Origin of the sequence: Acinetobacter sp. TUM15064 (assembly GCF_008980265.1) — a bacterium.
Taxonomy (GTDB): domain Bacteria; phylum Pseudomonadota; class Gammaproteobacteria; order Pseudomonadales; family Moraxellaceae; genus Acinetobacter.
On sequence record NZ_BKFU01000026.1, the window covers coordinates 17,830 to 37,030 of the forward strand.

Here is a 19,201-nt window from a genome sequence, read left to right on the forward strand (position 1 = left end):
TTACTATTTAAAAAATTTTGAAAGTTCTGCAATATGTTCTGGACCGATACCACAACAGCCACCCAATAGCGTTGCTCCAGCTTCTTGCCACTCCTGAGCAAATTTTAAATACAATGCTGGATTTAAATCGGCACGAACTTCATCTAAACCATCATTTGCAGTTGCTTCACTATTTTGTGGAGGAAAAGCATTCGCATAAGCACCAATTTCGACACCATTTGGTAATAAGGGTTTAATCGCAACGATTGCTTGGAGAATGACTTCAGGCTGGCAACAGTTAAAAAGTACAGCTTTGGCTCCTAGGCGTGTAATCGTGTCAGCAGCTTGTTGAATACTTTCACCTGATCTTAATCGTGGCTGTTCAAGTTGGACTTCATCTTGTAAGGTAAATGAAACCCAGAAATCACGTTGATCTTTAGGTAATAAAGCGTGAACAGTTTCAACTTCCTTTAAGCAAGATTGTGTTTCAGCTAACCAGAAATCCACATGCGGCGCTAGCGTTTCTATGATGGGTTTTGCAAGTTTTTCTGCTTCATTTTCCTGAAATAAATCAGCACGATATGAACCAAATAAAGGAGGGAGACATCCTGCAATTAAAACCTTTTTTCTGCTTTCTTCAACAGCTGTTTTGGCCTGCATAACAGCAATATTGACCAAATCTTTTACTTCAGCATCAAAGCGTTCTTGACCAATATGAAATGGAACGACAGCATAATTGTTTGTTGTAATGACTTCCGCACCAGCGCGGATAAAATCTAAATGAACCTCTTTAACAATTTCAGGTGCTTCAGTTAAAGCAAGTGCTGACCATTCAGGTTGTCTAAAGGGAGCACCTCTGCGAGCAAGTTCACGTCCAAAGCCGCCATCTAAAATTTTCATATCTTTAGTTTATCATTTAAAAGAGACAGCCATTATAGTTAACTCAGAAAGGGGATTATGGATTTAAAAGTAAATAAATTATATTTTTTTTGATTATAGTAAATTAAATTTTTTTATATATTTAAAATGTTTATAAATTAGATTCTGCATATTTTTAATTGCTTGAAAACTAATCACCAACTTATAAGGAGCCTCATTCTAAAAATAATTCTTTTCGGAGCTATAGTCCACTGTTGAACATGATTGATGTAATTATATTTTACATTAAATCAATACATTGTCATTTTATATCTTAGATAGACGTCAAAAAGGCAACAATTAAGATTAAACAAGAGCAATCGTTCAAAAATGACACATGGATGGTTATTTATACTAGATATTGGTGGATTGTATAAAAAAAGTACGATTATTTAATAAAATTGCGTCTTTTTTTTAGCTGGATCGTCTTATAAAGCTTAGAACATATTTTAAATTAGCGAAGTTTAATTTTTATTAAGCGCTGGATGACCCGACCAATGCCACAGTTTTTATATTGGAATTCCATAAAACCATTTGCTTTGACTGCTACAGTGCTAGCTGTTACAAGTTTGATGAACACACAAATTTATGCGGTGAGTGAAAATACAGCCAGTTATTATCAAGTTCAAACAGGTTCACTAACTCAAGCACTCAATAATGTTGCACAACAAGCCAATATCTCGGTGTTATTTGATCCTGCTAGAACCAATCTGTATCAAGTAAAAACCATTCAAGGAAAATATACCTTAGATCAACTTTTTGCACGTTTAATTCAAAATACACCATTCAAATTACAAAAATCAGTATCGGGCTACATATTGATTGAGATGCCTGATACGAAAAATTTGGCTGGAGTAGAATCTAAAAAAACAGATTTAAATCAATCTGTTTTATCAAATATGGCTCTGGATAATCAGATTTATCAAATGCCTGCTATCGTATTAGAAGCGGAAAAAGAAGATACAGTTAAATTTGGACAAAGTGTACTGAATCAAAAAGCAATTGACCGATACCAAGCCAATAATGTCGCACAATTATTAGACAATATGCCAAGTGTTGGTTCGGCTGGATCACCACGACCAGGTGGGCAGACGATCAATATTCTAGGGCGAGGTGGGGTTGCAGATGTGCCCATTACTCTCGATGACTCTGTTAAGAGTTTTGACAAATACCGACAGGGCTCAGTTTTTATTGAGCCTGAAATTTTAAAGAAAATAACAGTAGACAAAGGACCTCACAATGTTGAGGTTGGAAATGGTGGTTTTGGTGGCAAGGTGACATTGGAAACAAAAGATCCCAGTGATTTGCTCGGTGCAAATAAAAATGCAGGTGCTTTTGTAAAATATTCACGTTTTTCCAATAATAGCCAGAACACGTATACTGGTGCAGTTTACGGCAAAATGAAGAATGGTTTGGTTGATGGTTTGTTTTACTATACAAACCGAGACAGTGGTGATGTAAAACGTCCAGATGGCAGCAAATTCTTATATTCTGCACAAGAGCAGGACACCTACTTAGCGAAACTCAACTTTTATCCAGCCGATGGACATAAAATTTCATTAAATGCCATGCGTAGCGGTCATGAAGGGTGGGAACCATTTGCGGCTATGCGTGACCAAGATGCAGTGCCGAGCCAAGCAGATATTGATAAATATGGTTATGATGAAGCATGGAAGCGTCGTTTAGTTTATCGAGACCAAAAGGATACCAGTTACTCAGCTGCGTACGAATTCAATCCAGAATTTAATCCCTTTATTAACTTTAAAGCAGTTGCTTCATACTCAAAAACTTTTCAGCATGACCAACGACTACCAAGCGTGAATGGCTCCGCTGCACTATTAGGTAATGAAAGTTGGGTCAACTATACAAATACAGCATTAAAAGTAAGTAATATCAGTGATGTAAAATCAAAATATGGTGACCACAAATTAAAAATCGGTGCGCAATACCAGAAAATGGAACAAAATTCTTTGATTTTTGATAAGAGTAATGCATCTAAACCTGATTACAATTTTGGCTATTATGAACCCAATTATATGCCTGCTGGTGATCAACAGATGCTGAGTGCTTTTGTTGAGGACCAATATCAATTTAATAATATTATTATTACACCATCCTTGCGCTATGATCATATCGTAAATAATGGGAAACCAAACCGCGCATCAAGATATAACAATCCTCTTGCGGGACATGATTACTCAAGTAAAACCTATACAGGCTGGTCTCCTCGTTTGGCAATGTCTTGGGCTCAAACAGATCAACTTACTTGGTTTGCAAATGTCAGCAAAACATGGCGTGCGCCTCGGGTGGATGAGCAATATTATGTGCAGTCGGCAGCTACAAGCGTTCCCTCCACCAGCCTTTATTTACGCCCAGAAAAAATGCTTGCAGTACGTATTGGAAATGAAATGAATTTTGATGATCTGTTGAGTAACGATGACCATCTACAAGTTCGTTTAACCTATCACCACAACCGTGGCTCAGATGAAATATTTCGAAACCGCTCAACTTTTTGTCAAGCCCAAGCTGAAAACCAAGCCAATAATGGTTCTGGAAGCATAAGTGATTGTAATGGCAATTATCATCACGGTTTCTACCGAAATGTCACAGATTACACGATTCAAGCCTATGAAGCCGAATTGTTCTATAATCAACCGACTTGGTTTGCAGGGTTTACTTATTCATATATTCGAGGAGAACGTGATAACTCTCCAGTAAATCCATGGTTTGATGAAAAAACATGGATGACAGACATCCCGCCTAAAAAAGCAACCGCAACTTTGGGGGTAAATGTTCCAGAACATCATTTAACCATGGGGTGGAGGGGCATTTTCGTTGATGCACAGGACAGAAGCTTATCTGATAATGATAAGTCGATTGCTGCATCGTCTTTCTCTTTGCCCAAAACAAAAGGGTACTCACTGCATAGTGTATATGCAGATTGGCAGCCCCTTGGTGAGAAAGGGCCTGTATTAAATTTCTCGATAGATAATTTATTTAATCGTGATTACAAAATGTATCTTGGTGAATACATGACAGGTACAGGACGGGATTATAAGCTAAGTATTTCTCAGAAGTTCTGATTGATATCAACAGTATAGAAACCAACTGAACTCTTTTATATTTCTTCAATAGCCTTCAAAAGAAGGCTATTTTTAAAATGGATGTATGCGTATTGCATATTCTGGCATGTATATTTTGGGCTAGCTATTTATGTAAATAAAGCGAATGACAAAACATAGCGATGGTATCTATACAATCCGATCCTTTTCCAGTAATTTTACTATGGTATGAAAAATGCTAAGAATAAAATGACTCAAAAAGGATGACCTATGAAAAAAACAGTTTCAGCTTTAACACTTAGTTTAAGCCTATTACTCCCATGCGTAGCATTTGCCAAAAATAGTGTAGTTGTTGTGGCCACTGGTGGAACAATTGCAGGTGCAGGTGCAAGTTCAACCAACAGTGCAACGTATACCGCAGCAAAAGTTCCTGTGGATGCATTATTAAATGCAGTTCCTCAAATTCAAAACTTAGCCAATGTGACTGGTGTACAGGCGATGCAAGTTGCATCAGAAAGTATTACCGATAAAGAGTTATTATCTCTTGCACGGCAAGTTAATGATTTACTTAAAAAACCCGATGTAAATGGTGTGGTGATTACGCACGGAACGGACACGCTAGAAGAAACGGCTTTCTTTTTAAATTTAGTGATTCATTCAGACAAGCCAATTGTATTGGTTGGGTCAATGCGCCCAAGTACAGCGCTGTCTGCTGATGGCCCACTTAACCTTTATAGTGCAGTTGCACTTGCTGCCGATGATAGTGCAAAAGGAAAAGGCACTTTTGTGCTGATGAATGACGATATTTTCGCAGCACGTGATGTTTCAAAAACAATTAATATCCATACCAATGCATTTGCGAGCCAATGGGGTGCACTCGGCACCTTAGTTGAAGGTAAACCTTACTGGTTTAGAAGCACTACGAAGCGTCATAATACAAGCTCCGAATTTAATATTGAGAATATTAAAGGCGATAGTTTGCCACTCGTACAAATTGTTTATGGCTCTGGCAATATGTTACCTGATGCATACACCGCTTATGCTAAAGCTGGAGCGAAAGCCATCATTCATGCTGGGACAGGGAATGGGTCGGTAGCGAACTATATTGTTCCAACTCTAACCGAGTTGCAGAAACAAGGTGTTCAAATTATACGTTCATCTCGTGTACCGCAAGGTTTTGTGCTTAGAAATGCAGAGCAGCCAGATGACAAATATGGCTGGGTTGTTGCACATGACCTTAACCCACAAAAAGCCAAATTACTTGCAGCCCTTGCTTTAACAAAAACGAAAGATGCAAAAGAAATTCAACGTATTTTTTGGGAATATTAAGACCGAGAAATATGTTCTAATATTAAATTAAACATTTTAAAGAGGCACCTTATTTGGTGCTTCTTTTATTTGCAAATATATGTGCTTTTTTAAAATTACATTAAGCCATAATGGTGGCGATACATGGAAGGAGACTGACCATTCCAACTGATAAATGCGCGCGTAAAAGCACTTTGTTCTGCATAGCCTAACATGAGTGCAATTTCTGCTAATGATAGCGTTTGGTCTTGAAGATAGGTTTTAGCTAATACAAAACGTGTGTCTGCGAGCAATGCCCTATAGCGAAAACCTTGTTCATCTAGCCGTCTATAGAACGTTCGCAGGGATAAATCTAATTGATGTGCAATATCTTCAGCACTACATCGGTTTTCCTCTATACCCGTTTTAATCGCAAGTTTGACTTGAGTGAGAAAGTCATTGCGTACAGAAGCATCATATTGTCCAGAGAAGTCAAGTAGCAACGCAGCAGCCTGTCGGTCATACAGGCTTCGAAGATAAGGATCACTGGTACTAATTTTCATTGCATATAAAGCACGAGGTAGGGTAATCCCAACTGCATGGGTTCCAAATTTCACAGGGCAACCAGCCAAAATTTCATAAATTTTAGGATCACTGTCAGGCATATAAGGCAGTTCAACACATATCGGTGCAATATCACGTCCGATTAATGCCTGATAGAAACTAATAAATACCATGACACCAAACTCTCCCCAAATGCCATGGGTACTTGGGTCATTATGCCACCAGCGCATAGTGATTTCATGATCTGTTAATGCTAAAGAAATCTTGAGCTCTGAATCGACTAAAGTTTGATGATGGTGATAACGACCTAATGCTTGTCCTAAGCTTGAGCAGGTTACCCCCATATAACCGATCATTCCAAAATGTTCTGGCTTTAGACTTCGTCCAATGCGGAAACCCAGCGCTGGTTTTGGGTAGCGTGTTTGAATAATGTCTAATACATTGAGAAAGTCGTCTTTGGGCATGCGCCATGCGTAGCGTTCTTTGAGCTGTTCAATTTGAGCAATAAGAGTTGCATCCTGATAAGCATTGCAACTCAGATAAACCAGTAAGGTATTCAGAAAACTAGAAGAAACGAAGTTTTTTGACATATTTGTATTTTTACACGCTCTTTGGCACAAAATGTCAAATCGGTGCCTTTTTGTCAATACACCTTTTGCAGGCGGCATTAATATTTTAAGGGTTTAAATGGATGACAATAGGTATTGCAAGATGGCATATATAATTACGGATGCATGTATTGGTGCAAAACACACGGGATGTGTAGATGTATGTCCTGTAAATGCGTTTCGTGAAGGCGATGAAATGCTATTTATCGACCCAGATGTGTGTATCAGTTGTAATGCCTGTTTGACCGAATGTCCTACACATGCAATTTATCCCGAAGCATCCGTCCCTAAAGATCAAATTCAATATATTCAAATCAATGCCATTGAATCTAAGCGTCATCCGATCATTACTGAACGTAAAGTGGATGCTGAACATCGAATAGCAGAAGCAAATGCGACTCAAAAGTCCACATTACCAAACAAGCGTTTTGCCATTATTGGTGCAGGACCTTCAGGTTTTTTTGCCAGTGAAGCTTTACTCAAGCAGTATCCTGAGGCAACGGTTGATCTGATTGAAAAATTACCTACACCTTTTGGATTGGTGCGCTTTGGTGTTGCTCCTGATCATCCTGAAATCAAATCTGTTACGGAAAACTTTACGCAGCTTTTCCAACAGTATTCAAATTTAAAATTCTACGGCAATGTTGAAGTTGGTAAAGATATTGATCGAGATATTTTGCTAAAAAATTATGATGCCGTGATTTATACCACAGGTGGATCATCCAGTAAGCCTTTAGCAATTCAAGGTGGTTCAGTCACAGGTGTTTATGGTTCTGCGGCGTTTGTTGGTTGGTATAATGGCCATCCTGAGCAAATAAATCTAGCACCGCAGTTAAAGCATCCGCACATCTCTATCATTGGCATGGGAAATGTCGCACTGGATATTGCGCGTATTGTATGCCTACCTGTTGAAGAGTTACATCAAACAGATATTGCTGATCATGCTTTGCAAATGATTGCTGAAAGTGGCATTAAAAATGTCAATATCATTGCACGTAAAGGTCCTGCGCAGGCGGCATTTACGCCCAAAGAGTTACGCCAATTGATTGATCATCAAGGCATTCGTCTTGAGGTCAATCCTCAAGATCTTGATTTAGATCCAGCAATTGAGGTGATGTTGGATCTGCCAGAACACAGTGAAGCCAAAGAAAATATGATTTTGCTGCGTAGCATTCTCAAACGAGAAGTTCAAGCAGAGAAAACCATCCGTTTCATTTTCAATGCCAACCCAGAAGCTGTGATACATACTGATCAAGGCGTACAAGGTTTAAGTATTGGGATGAATAAAGTCACTTTAGATGCTGAACAAAACCTTATTGTTGAATCTACTGGAGAAAGTCAGACACTGGAAACTGGTCTGATTGTTACTGCGACAGGGTATCAGGGCAAAGCAATACAGGGCTTAAAATTTGATGAGGTGCGTGGCACCATTGCACATTACGAAGGCAGAGCGCTACTGTCCAATGGTGATTTATCTGAAAAAGAATATGTTGCTGGTTGGATTAAGCGTGGTGCTAGTGGTGTGATTGGAACCAATAAGCAATGTGCTGTGCATACGGTAAAAACGCTTGTGGCTGATTTACATAGCAAGGACTTCAAATCTGAGGACTTAGAAGTTAGGAGCTTAGAAACTAGGGACTCAGTGCTTGGAAGTTTGGAGCATCCCAGCAGTGAAACACAGGCAATGGAGGTCATGTCACTTAAAAAGTATTTGAGTCAGAACAAGATCAACTTTTTTACATTTGCAGACTGGATTGCTTTAGACATACAAGAACTAAAACTGGGTCGTTCAGTGGGTCGTCCACGCCGTAAGTTGATTGATTTGCAAGAGATGATTCACGTGCAATCGACGAATCGAGAACAGATTGCTAAAGCCAACACGAATAATGACGTCGTTGCAACAATCAAAGTTTACGATGCTTCAAAGCCGATTCAGACACATTATCGTACATGTACATTATGTGAGGCGATGTGCGGCATTGTGGTCAAATATCAAGGTGAAAAGATTATTTCGATTGCGGGTGACCCACAAGATACACATAGTGATGGGCATATCTGTCCGAAAGGATATGCCCTACAAGATCTACATAATGATCCCGATCGTTTGAAAACACCAAAAAAACGTATTGGTGACCAATGGGTAGATATAGATTGGGAGGATGCGCTTGAAGAAGTCGCACAGCGCCTTGTGGATGTTCAGAAAAAACATGGTAATGATGCTGTCGCGGGCTACTGGGGCAATCCAACCTCACATAATATTGAAGTCATGATGAACATTGGACCCTTTAAAAAAGTACTGGCATCAAAAAATATGTATTCAGCCTCAAGCCTAGATCAGATGCCACATATGTTGACGTCATATTTGATGTATGGCCATAGCATGAATTTTACGATCCCAGATATTGATCGCACAGACTATATGCTCATGCTTGGTGCAAACCCTGCTGCATCCAATGGGAGCTTGATGACTGCAGGTGATATTTTAGGACGGCTGGATCGTATTAAGACACGCGGTGGAAAATTGGTATTGATTGATCCACGGCGTACAGAATCTGCCCGATACGCCAGTGAACATCATTTTATTAAACCTGGTAGTGATGCACTTTTTTTACTTGGGTTGATTCAGGTTATTTTTGCTAAAGGCTTGGTTCAAGTCCAGTCAAGACTGCCACTCAATGGAAAAATTGAAGATATTCAAAATTTAGTCAGTCGCATTCCACTGACCACAATTGCTGAGCTAACGCATATTCCTGTCACCGAAATCGAACGTATCGCTGTAGCGTTTGCAAGTGCGGACAAATCTGTGTGTTATGGTCGAATGGGGATTGCAGCTCAAGAGTTTGGTGCACTCAATCATTGGCTCATTCAGCTTCTTAATATCATCACAGGGAATTTAGATCGGGCAGGTGGGATGATGTTTACAACGCCAGCAATTGATATGACAGATATTGCAGGTCGAGGTAGTTTTGCTAGTTTTCATAGTCGTGTACGCAAACTTCCAGAATTTAATCGTGAACTTCCTTCCGCAACTTTGGCGGATGAAATGCTGACACCGGGAGAAGGTCAGGTCAAAGCATTTGTGGTGACTGCTGGGAACCCCGTGATTTCTACGCCGAATGGTGCCCGTTTGGAGCAGGCTTTGGCGAATCTTGAGTTTATGGTCGCCATTGATTTCTATATGAATGAGACAACAAAGTATGCCGATATTATTCTGCCGCCATGTGGACCATTTGAACATGCGCTATATGATTTAGTGTTTACCAATTTGGCTGTTCGTAATGTCACTCGATATTCTGAACCACTGTTTAAGAAAAAAAGTTTTATGCGATCAGATGCACAAATTTATATTGCTCTCACACATCGCATGGAAGAATTAAAGGCAAGAAAGCAAACTACGATCACCAAGTTGAAAATGAAACCAATGCATCAGATTAAATCGCTAATGACAATCGAACGTGTGATTGATTTGGGCTTGCGACATGGCCGTTATGGTGGTGGGTTTAAAAGTTTTATCACAGGCGAAGGTCTTACTTTGGAAAAGCTAAAAAAATATAAACATGGTATGGACTTAGGGCCTTTAGAGCCACGTATTCCCAATAAATTGTTTACGAAAGATAAAAAAATCCAACTTTTCCCAAAGCAATTTTTGGATGATCTCGGCCGACTACACGACTACGTCAAAAGACATGAACATCTTCAAAAATTGACACTCATTGGTCGACGCGACTTACGTACCAATAATTCATGGATGCATAACAGTCAGCGCTTGGTAAAAGGTAAAAACCGTTGCGATTTATTTATCCATCCACAAACAGCAAATGACTATCGCATTACTCAGGGCGAGCAAGTGTATATTTGCAGTGAAGTTGGTGCTTTAAGAGTCACCGTTGCAATTACTGAAGATATTATGCCAAATGTAGTGAGTCTACCGCACGGTTGGGGACATCATCGCAAAGGCATGCAGCTCTCAGTTGCTTCATCTAATCCGGGTATTAGCGTCAACGACATCACAGATCACCAATTCATTGATGTTTTATCGGGCAATGCTGCACTTAATGGCATTCCAGTTGAATTGCAGAAGATATTTTAAATACAAAAACGATAAAAGGGCATTTGAATTTATTTGAATAAGGATTGAAATGATGTTGATAATTCATGTAAAAAATAAAGCCTTAGATGGAGATCCATAGAGAGAAAACTGGATGTCCTTTAGACTTGTATATTGTTGTCGTTTATGACTAAAAAAGATGCTATACATCTGCTTTTTAGATATTTTCTAGACGGTTCATAAAGTGAATAGGAACATATTATGTTGAATGCGAATAAACGTGCAATTGTAGTTGGTGCTTCAAGAGGGATTGGTTTAGGTTTAGTTCGTGAATTACTAAATCAGCATTGGGAAGTTATAGCGACCATTCGAGATATAAACCAAGTCTCTACAGAATTGAATCAATTGCTCACTGAGTTTGCAGACAAGCTTGAACTGGTCGAAGTGGATTTAAACCATGTGCAAACAGTGGAGTCTTTAACCCGCCAATATCATGAAAAATCAATCAATTTACTGTTGGTTTCGGCGGGTGTTTTAGGGCCGGAAAATCAACATGTTGAGAGTTGTACACCAAATGAAATTTCTCATCTATTTTGGGTAAATAGCATTGCACCTGTGACAGTTGCGAGAAAACTTCTTCCTTTAATGGCTGAAGAGAGTGTGATTGCATTTATGAGCTCTCGTATGGGAAGTGTAACTTTAAACGATGATGGAAACATGGAACTGTATCGTGCGAGCAAGGCGGCTTTGAACAGTCTTACACGTGGCTTTGCAGTAAATGAAGCCATTCCTGCTCAGATTGGTGTACTCAATTTACACCCTGGTTGGGTTCAAACTGAAATGGGCGGAAGTCATGCTCCTATCAGTGTGAAACAAAGTACCACGGGCATGGTTGCTGTGATTGAAAATTTTATGGGTAAAAACGAACAGCGATTTGTCGACTTTCAGGGCAATGAAATTGAGTGGTAATAGCACAGCCTAAATAATGAAATGCAGTTTCGCTTCTATTGAGGGACTGCATATTGTTTTTATTTCAAATAAGATCACAATATTTTAAACAGTGCGATAACCATTCAAAAATAGGTGCACTGTATTTTGCACGTTTTCGCGCAATAGCTCTGTATTTGGTAAATAAGACTCATCTCGAAGCAAATAATAATGTCCAAAAACACACAACTGAATAAATTGAATGGTTGCCATCCCGAGATTTTTAATATGATAGCCTTTCTGTTGATTGAGTTTAGCTAAGAATTCTTCGACAGGTTGACGGCTTTGCATCATCAGGGCGTTGATCATATCTGATAATTCTTGAATCCGTTGTACTTCAGGAATTGTCATCCGTAGCAACCGTATATTCTCCAAAGAAAACCAGCGTGTCGCAATAAACATGCCCAGTTCATATAAACTTTCGGCATCCACTGTCTTATTTCTAGACCAATCACGAATATCAGCAATATATTGTTCAACCCCTGCTTGAATCACGGCAATAAATAAGTTGGTTTTATTTTGATATTGTCTATAAATCGTCAGTTTGGAAACCTGTGCTTTTTTAGCGATTCCTTCAATACTACTGGCTTGGAAACCATGTTCTAAAAAATAAACAGAGGCAATATTTAATAAGTGTTCATGCAATGCCTCAGAATCTTGTCGTGTCGGGCGTCCCGTCAATACCTTTTTTAATTTTGTACAATCATTTGTCATCTAGCTGGCTTTTTGATATGTCGTCTAAAGGTTCTATTAAAAAGACAATTAAAAGAATAATCAATCTCTGTTCGTATAATCATTCAACAAAACTATATATGAACAATGAATAACATTATCCCGATTAATTATTTTTGATTTAAAACTATTTCTCTTATTTTAAAAACATAAGTGAACGATATCGTTTACTTAAATTCTTATTATCAAATATCAAAAAACGATCAAGAAATTTGAAAATTTGTAATTTAAGTAAGCTCAATTATGTGAGAAAAATATGAGTGAATCAAAGCGACAAATAAAATTAGGGGCATTTTTACAGAGTGTGGGGCATCATCTAGCTGCTTGGCGACATCCAGAGGTGAATCCTGAAGACGTGACAAGCCTAGAACACTTAAAGAATTTGGCAAAAATTGCAGAGCAGGGCAAATTTGATGCTATTTTTTTTGCAGATGGTCTAGGTTGGCCACAAGCTGCACCGCATTTATTGGCCAAAGGAGCGCCTGCATACTATTGGGAACCTCTAACTGTTTTGTCGGTACTGTCTCAAGTCACTGAGAAAATTGGCTTAATTAGCACTATCTCAACTTCATACTTAGCACCATTCCATTTAGCCCGTTTATTTGCATCTTTGGATCACATTAGCCATGGGCGCACAGGTTGGAATTTAGTGACTTCAGGCACTGACTTTGAAGCTAAAAATTTTAATTTAACTGAGCAAAACAAACATACAGAACGCTATTTACGTGCACGTGAATATGTCGATGTGGTCAAAGGTTTATGGGATAGTTTTGATGATGATGCCTATTTATTTGACCAAACATCAGGTAATTTTTTTGATGCAAGCAAATTGCATTATCTCAATCATCAAGGTGAGTTTTATTCGGTTGCAGGACCATTACAATCTGCACGACCAGTACAAGGTTATCCTGTCATTGTACAAGCAGGTTCCTCGGAAGATGGCCGCCACCTAGCAGCAGAGACTGCTGAAGTTGTGTTTACAGCACAGCAAACTTTAGAAGGTGCTCAGGCTTTTTATCAAGATATCAAAGCACGCGCCGCTGCTTTTGGTCGTGATCCAGACAGTATTAAAGTCATGCCAGGTATCATGCCAATTGTTGCAGAAACGTATGAGCAAGCACTGAAAAAATTTGAACAATTACAATCTTTAATTGATCCAGTTGTCGGTGTTGGTTTGCTGTCTGCATTTTTAGGTAATATTGACTGGGAAAAATATTCTTTGGATGATCCTGTGCCTGATTTTCCCGTGACAGAAGGTTGGCAGAGCCGTCAGCAATTATTGCTTGATTTAGCACGTGCAGAAAATTTAACCATTCGCCAGCTCTATAAAAAAGTCGCAGGGGCGAGAGGTCATAAAATTTTGATTGGCACACCAGTTCAAGTTGCAGATGAGCTTGAACATTGGTTTAACAATGGTGCAGCCGATGGTTTTAATATTCTAGCTCCGACATTTCCCATTGGTTTAACCGACTTTGTCGAACAGGTGATTCCTGAGTTACAGCGCCGTGGCCTGTTTAGACAAGAATATGAAGGTACTACCTTACGTGAACACTTAGGTTTAACCCGTCCACGGAGCCAATATCATGACGCAGCTTAACCTTAAACATGTGGACGTAGAACCCGCCGAATTTGCTAAAGTTGAGCAACCCACTCTCGACTATTTGTTTGGACGCAAAGTCACAGCGAAAGTCTTTTTTCTACTATGTTTATTGATGGTTTTTGACTTTGCTGATCGGATGATTATTGCCAGTATTTTGCCATATATACAAAAAGACTGGGGTATTAGTGATGCACAGGCAGGTTTATTGAGTTCTATTTTGACTTTGGGCATGGTTTTGTTTGCTTTTCCAGTATCCATGCTAATTGAACGCTATGGCCGTATTAAAGTTGCCAGTTTGATGGGAATATTCTGGGGTATTGCGTCTGCTTTAGGTGCATTCAGCTCTAGCTTTTCTCAGTTAGCTACCACACGTTTATTTGTGGGTATCGGTGAAGCGGCGTATGCCCCAGCTTCATACTCGTGGATAAGTACCGTATTTCCACGCCGTCGATTACAACTAGCACTCGGTATCTTTTCTGCCAGTCAACCGATTGGTATGGCGGTCGGTATTGCCTTCGGTGGGTATGTGGCACAGCATTATGGTTGGAGACATGCGTTAGGGTTGCTCGCAATTCCAGGAATAGTTGTTGCATTTCTGTTGTATCGTGGTCGTGATTATCAAAGTGTTTTAGTTCATGAACATGTTGTACAAACCAAGCAGGCTCAATCTGGAACGTCTCATTCAGAAATATCTTTAGCTTCTTCTGTGCCGTCTCGCTGGACCTTGATCAAACAGAATTGGAACGCGATTCGGCACACGCCTTCGTTGTTACTCACTTATGTAACTATGGCGGTCGTTACCTTACAGTGGATTCCTGTGGTGTTCTTTTTGCCAAGTTATTTACACCGTGTGCATCATTTAGAATTGGCGCAAGCTTCGCTCATGACCAGTGCATTTTTACTGGTGGGTATTCTTACTTTACCGCTCGGTGGTTGGGTTTTAGATCACCTGACACAACGTTTTTTTAAAGCAAAATTCTATGTTTCACTGGTTGGCTATGCTTTAGCTACAGTATTTTATGCAATTGCTTTTGGATTTTTGACAGATTTAAAACTGCAATTTGGTCTGATCGTTTTGGCAGGGGCAGTTTTAAGTTTTTGCAGTTCTGGCCCATTGAGCTTGACCCAAGAGTTAGTTCCTGTCTCTGCCCGGACTTTGTCGGGAACAACTTCTGTGATGACGATCCACTTATTAGGTTCAATCCCGGGGCCATTTATTGCTGGTTTGATTTCTGATGCCTATGGCATCTCTGCTGCACTTACAGTGCTTCCAATCATCAGTGGAATAGTTGCACTAGGGTTATTGGTCGCTGCTTTGTATTTTTATCCAAAAGACATTGCCAAAGTTAAGCACAGTCATTTCGAGGTCTTAAAACCATGAGTGTCGAAATATTATTTTCCTTCAACTATTCAATTGAACGGTTACAAAAGCACATACAACTTGAGCGATGTTGATTCGCTTAGATACTCAAAAAACGTTATTGGATCATTTAAATATTATTTTTCAATCGAAAAGTACGAGCAGTTTTTGACTTCTAAAATGGCCCATTTTCACAGTACATGCACTTAAAACACAATTTTTTCGGGGTAAATCATGAGTTTAAACACATTGAAAGTAGCAGGATTTCGCGTGGTCGCATCAAGACCATTTATATTCACCACACTGTCTGTTGCAATCGCGGCAGCATCACAATGCCTTTATGCAGAAGAATCACAGACTGACGTTGAACATCTAAAAGCCAGTGAGCAAAATGTAGATGCGATTCAGCTTGAGACAGTTACAGTTACTGCCCGTAGACGGGTGGAAAGTGAACAAAAAGTTCCAGCACCGATTACCGTGCTGAAAGGTAAACAGCTTGAAGAAGCCAAGATTTATCAGGTACAAGATTTACAACAACAACTGCCTAACTTCACCTCACAATTTATTCATGCGCGACAATCTAGTGTGGCTGTGCGAGGGATTGGCAATAATACTGCCAATGAAGGCTTGGAAGGCAGTGTAGGGATTTACTTGGATAATGTTTATTTAGGGCGACCGGGACAAGCGGTATTTGACCTATTAGATATTGAACAAATTGATTTACTGCGTGGGCCACAAGGAACTCTATTTGGTAAAAACACCACAGCAGGAGTTTTAAATATTACATCGAAGCAACCCATTTTTGATCGAGAAGGGAGTGCTGAAATTTCGGTAGGTGAGCGTGGCTATAAACAAGCGAAGGCGACGATCAACCAACCTTTGTCTGATACTGTAGCTGTTCGATTATCGGCTTATGGAACCCATGATGATGGTTGGGTTGAAAATACTCATACAGGTGAAGATCTCAATGAAATTAATCGCTTTGGTGCGAGAGGACAACTTTTATATAAACCTGACGATGCGTTTAGTCTAAGAATTATTGCTGAGCATAATCGCGAAGATTCAAGTACAGGTTCTTTGGTGCCTTATAGCTTTGCGCCTTGGAATCCAAATGGAAATCCAGCCAGCTATTTACCGTTAGGCGTAGCAGGTTCAAATGCAACAACCTATGCAGAGCGTGCTAAATTGCTCGGTGCAAAAAATATTGACCGTAATCCCTATGATTATAAAGTCGACTTCGATGCCGAACAGCAATCTAAAGTAGACCAAAGTGCTGCTTCTGCAGAAGCCAACTGGTTGTTTGACAATGGTTTTAAGCTAACCTCAATTACAGCATGGCGAGATTGGAATTTTAAACCCAAGAATGATTTAGACTTTACCCCTTTAGATGGTATTACAGGTGGCTTTGAAGTTGAGCAAGATCAGTTTTCTCAGGAAGTCCGCCTAGCCTCACCAAGCAGTGATACTTTCGACTATGTCGTCGGGGGTTATTATTTCTATCAAGATATTAGCAGTAACAATGCATATTGTACGGGGGCGGATGCAGCAGCACTTACAACGGCCTATCCGAACAATGCCTATCTTTCAGGGACAGGTCGTTCAACCACTGACAGTTATGCTTTATTTGGACAGTCGACATGGCATGCGACAGACAAGTTTGATTTAACCACAGGACTCCGTTTAACTTCCGAACGTAAAAGTGGCGAAGTTCAACAAAATAACGTCGAGCCTATTATCTATGCATCATTAAGCCCTTTATTTAAAGCATTTAATTCGGGGCCTTTATCAAGGAAAGACAACAGTGTTTCGGGGTTGGTGACAGCAAGTTACGCGTTTAAACCCAATATTTTAGGTTTCGCAACTTTCTCTACAGGGGAAAAATCAGGCGGCTTTAATATCAATAGTGTTGCCACGCCTGCTGCTATTCTAGGTAATGATGCTTTAAATATCGACCCAGAAAAAGCCGAAAACATTGAAATTGGACTAAAAACTACATGGTTAGATCAGCGCTTATATGCAAATATCAACGCCTTTTATACCAAAATTAAAGACTATCAGGCTGTCACCAATATTGCTTTAGGCAACCAGTTTTTAGGTCTGTTGACCAACGTTGGAGATTTGACCAGTCAAGGTGTCGAAATTGATTTAAAGGCGAAACTGAACCGTCAATTTTCCCTAAACTTCAATGCCGCATATACGGATGCAACTTTTGATTCGGGAACAGCACCGACACCTTTTGAAGAGTTTAATGGTGCCGGGGGGACAAGCGATAGCGGCTATGGCAAGGGTTACCGTGATATTTCGGGCAATCGCGTCAATGGTGCGCCACGTTGGACGGCAAATTTGACTGTTCAGCATCAGCATGACGTGTTTGCCAATGCACAGCACTATAGTTTAGTTAACTATGGTTGGCGCTCAGAGACTTTTTCAGATGTAAATAATTCAATTTATTCTAAAATTCCAAGTTATGGGGTATTGAATTTAACCACAGGTATTCGTATTCCTCATGGTAAAAACGAGGTCGATATATCTATTTGGGCAAAAAATGCCTTGGATAAACATTATTATTTAGGTTTGGTTAATTCTGGAAATGGTGTTTATGCAGGCTCTGCTGCACAACCTCGAACAGTAGGGGCAAGTATTAAATACAGCTTTTAGTTAATGGATTTCTTGCATCAGTCATTTTTTGAGCTGTATTGAAATCACAATGAAAGTTCCTTCTCCTTTTTAAAGGAGAAGGCTAGGGAGAGGATTTTAGGAAGAATCCGCCCTCATTCTAAACTTGTGAATATAATTTACATATTGACGATGCCGAACTTTAATAAAAAGTAAGATCAGATTTGGGAATATAGTCTTTAACTTATTATTTATTAAATTTAAAGTCAGCCACTGGATCTAAATAAGATCTAGAAAATAGTTACGATGAATACTGTCCTGCGGTAGCAATTCTAGTAGACGTTGTACAGCATCAATCCGGTCATGTGTCTGCCCAATAATTCGTAGCAGTTGATCTATATCTTCCATTTGATAAATCAACTGGCTTAAACGAGCATCAAAACAATGCCTCCATGTGCTGAGTAAAGGGCTTTCTGATTTAGATAAAAAGCTTCCCTTATATAGCGAGAATGTACTGGCAATAAGATTTGCATTCAACGAGTGTTCAGCACGCAAAAAGTCACATTGAACCTCACAGGTGAGTTTATAAATACGTGCCTCAATGCAATGTGGAAGCAGGCTACGAAGTTGTGAAAGCTCAGCTTTGAGTGTTTTTATACTAACATTACGTTCACCATAAAGGGCATAGTGTAATTCGTCTAAACCAATACCATAAGGATGCAAGGCTAAAATGCAGAGTATTTCAATTTGACGGTGACTCAAGTTCAATGTATGTCCATTAAATTGGACCCAAGGTGAACCTAGTGCTTTAATATATAAAAAATTTTGCTGTTCAAATTTGATAGCCCGCTGTATTAAGTCTGAACAGCGTTCAACGGCAAGTAGCCCTAAAGGGGTATGTTTTTTATATTTTGTGGAAAGATTAATAATGCCATGAAATTGACCTGATGTTGGATCCCAGATCGGTGCGGCATAACAGACCCAGTCCCGAACACTATCCATTTGGTTTTCATGAGAATAGACACAACTTGACATTTGACTGTTCAAGGTCATGCCAATGGCATTGGTTCCAACCGCCTGTGTAGACCAGTGTCCACCCTCAATAAAATGAACCTGTTCAGCAGAAGAGAGCATTGCGGAACTACTCCATGTCCATAAAAGCGTACCCTGATGGTCTGTCAAACCAATAGCCATGTCAGAATCATTGGCTATTCTTAATAAATCAGCATAATTGTGTTGGATAGAGCGACGAAATAAAGAGGTTTGATCCTCTTCTGGCAAAGCCAAAACAGGGGCGGCATGAACGATGTGCTGATTAATTAAATGGGTTGTTTGCAGCTTCTTTGCAGATGCGGTATTGAACAGGTTCATATCATATTCCTTTATGATGAGACTGTAATATTTTTAAACGTTATAGATCAGTTTTTAGATTATAGTCAT

The 19,201-nt window shown here is 39.5% G+C and carries 11 protein-coding genes; 7 read left to right on the plus strand and 4 right to left on the minus strand.

From position 1 onward, the window contains the following. Nucleotides 1-3: 3 nt before the first annotated feature. Entirely contained in the window at nt 4-879 is an 876-nt protein-coding gene (locus GBI16_RS09650; RefSeq protein WP_110975047.1) for a homocysteine S-methyltransferase family protein, read from the minus strand. 503 nt (nt 880-1,382) lie between these two features. On the opposite strand from GBI16_RS09650, the gene GBI16_RS09655 reads away from it, so the two are divergent. Both GBI16_RS09655 and GBI16_RS09660 read left to right on the plus strand, forming a co-directional pair. Continuing rightward, nucleotides 1,383-3,980, plus strand: a complete 2,598-nt coding sequence (locus GBI16_RS09655; protein ID WP_404814596.1) for a TonB-dependent hemoglobin/transferrin/lactoferrin family receptor — start codon at nt 1,383-1,385, stop codon at nt 3,978-3,980. Between the two features lie 249 nt (nt 3,981-4,229). Further along, nucleotides 4,230-5,288: an asparaginase gene (locus GBI16_RS09660; RefSeq protein WP_151706989.1), complete on the plus strand. Its 1,059-nt coding sequence runs from the start codon at nt 4,230-4,232 to the stop codon at nt 5,286-5,288. Between the two features lie 95 nt (nt 5,289-5,383). Here GBI16_RS09660 and GBI16_RS09665 read toward each other — a convergent pair whose 3' ends face one another. Next, nucleotides 5,384-6,400 (minus strand): AraC family transcriptional regulator, encoded by a 1,017-nt coding sequence (locus GBI16_RS09665; protein WP_171494555.1) that lies wholly within the window; start codon nt 6,398-6,400, stop codon nt 5,384-5,386. Between the two features lie 121 nt (nt 6,401-6,521). Here GBI16_RS09665 and GBI16_RS09670 point away from each other — a divergent pair, with 121 nt between their 5' ends. Further along, entirely contained in the window at nt 6,522-10,508 is a 3,987-nt protein-coding gene (locus GBI16_RS09670) for a molybdopterin-dependent oxidoreductase (RefSeq protein WP_151706991.1), read from the plus strand. Between the two features lie 219 nt (nt 10,509-10,727). After that, the gene (locus GBI16_RS09675) at nt 10,728-11,435 is read left to right on the plus strand and encodes an SDR family oxidoreductase (protein WP_171494556.1); all 708 of its coding nucleotides are present in this window, start codon (nt 10,728-10,730) and stop codon (nt 11,433-11,435) included. Between the two features lie 84 nt (nt 11,436-11,519). On the opposite strand, the gene GBI16_RS09680 is transcribed toward GBI16_RS09675, so the two are convergent. Next, on the minus strand, nt 11,520-12,167 hold the full coding sequence (locus GBI16_RS09680; RefSeq protein ID WP_151706992.1) for a TetR/AcrR family transcriptional regulator: 648 nt from the start codon (nt 12,165-12,167) through the stop codon (nt 11,520-11,522). 274 nt (nt 12,168-12,441) lie between these two features. Between GBI16_RS09680 and GBI16_RS09685 the strand changes: the two genes are divergently transcribed. From GBI16_RS09685 to GBI16_RS09695, 3 genes are all read left to right on the plus strand, one after another. Further along, complete coding sequence (locus GBI16_RS09685) at nt 12,442-13,782, plus strand: LLM class flavin-dependent oxidoreductase (protein WP_151706993.1); 1,341 nt, start codon at nt 12,442-12,444, stop codon at nt 13,780-13,782. After that, nucleotides 13,769-15,166 (plus strand): MFS transporter, encoded by a 1,398-nt coding sequence (locus GBI16_RS09690; RefSeq protein ID WP_151706994.1) that lies wholly within the window; start codon nt 13,769-13,771, stop codon nt 15,164-15,166. The genes GBI16_RS09685 and GBI16_RS09690 overlap by 14 nt, the downstream gene beginning before the upstream one ends. 213 nt (nt 15,167-15,379) lie before the next feature. Further along, a complete protein-coding gene (locus GBI16_RS09695; RefSeq protein ID WP_151706995.1) occupies nt 15,380-17,803 on the plus strand; it encodes a TonB-dependent receptor in 2,424 nt (807 codons plus the stop codon). Nucleotides 17,804-18,040: 237 nt separating this feature from the next. Here the strand turns inward: GBI16_RS09695 and GBI16_RS09700 are convergent, their stop codons facing one another. After that, entirely contained in the window at nt 18,041-19,132 is a 1,092-nt protein-coding gene (locus tag GBI16_RS09700; protein ID WP_086210526.1) for a transcriptional regulator, read from the minus strand. Between the last annotated feature and the right edge of the window lie 69 nt (nt 19,133-19,201).

Excerpts from the sequence above, each read along its gene's own strand:
- GBI16_RS09675 (WP_171494556.1), top strand. The coding sequence starts at position 10,728 with ATGTTGAATGCGAATAAACGTGCAATTGTAGTTGGTGCTTCAAGAGGG.
- GBI16_RS09660 (WP_151706989.1), top strand. The coding sequence starts at position 4,230 with ATGAAAAAAACAGTTTCAGCTTTAACACTTAGTTTAAGCCTATTACTC.
- GBI16_RS09690 (WP_151706994.1), top strand. The coding sequence starts at position 13,769 with ATGACGCAGCTTAACCTTAAACATGTGGACGTAGAACCCGCCGAATTT.
- GBI16_RS09665 (WP_171494555.1), bottom strand. The coding sequence starts at position 6,400 with ATGTCAAAAAACTTCGTTTCTTCTAGTTTTCTGAATACCTTACTGGTT.
- GBI16_RS09680 (WP_151706992.1), bottom strand. The coding sequence starts at position 12,167 with ATGACAAATGATTGTACAAAATTAAAAAAGGTATTGACGGGACGCCCG.
- GBI16_RS09670 (WP_151706991.1), top strand. The coding sequence starts at position 6,522 with ATGGCATATATAATTACGGATGCATGTATTGGTGCAAAACACACGGGA.
- GBI16_RS09650 (WP_110975047.1), bottom strand. The coding sequence starts at position 879 with ATGAAAATTTTAGATGGCGGCTTTGGACGTGAACTTGCTCGCAGAGGT.
- GBI16_RS09700 (WP_086210526.1), bottom strand. The coding sequence starts at position 19,132 with ATGAACCTGTTCAATACCGCATCTGCAAAGAAGCTGCAAACAACCCAT.
- GBI16_RS09685 (WP_151706993.1), top strand. The coding sequence starts at position 12,442 with ATGAGTGAATCAAAGCGACAAATAAAATTAGGGGCATTTTTACAGAGT.
- GBI16_RS09695 (WP_151706995.1), top strand. The coding sequence starts at position 15,380 with ATGAGTTTAAACACATTGAAAGTAGCAGGATTTCGCGTGGTCGCATCA.
- GBI16_RS09655 (WP_404814596.1), top strand. The coding sequence starts at position 1,383 with ATGACCCGACCAATGCCACAGTTTTTATATTGGAATTCCATAAAACCA.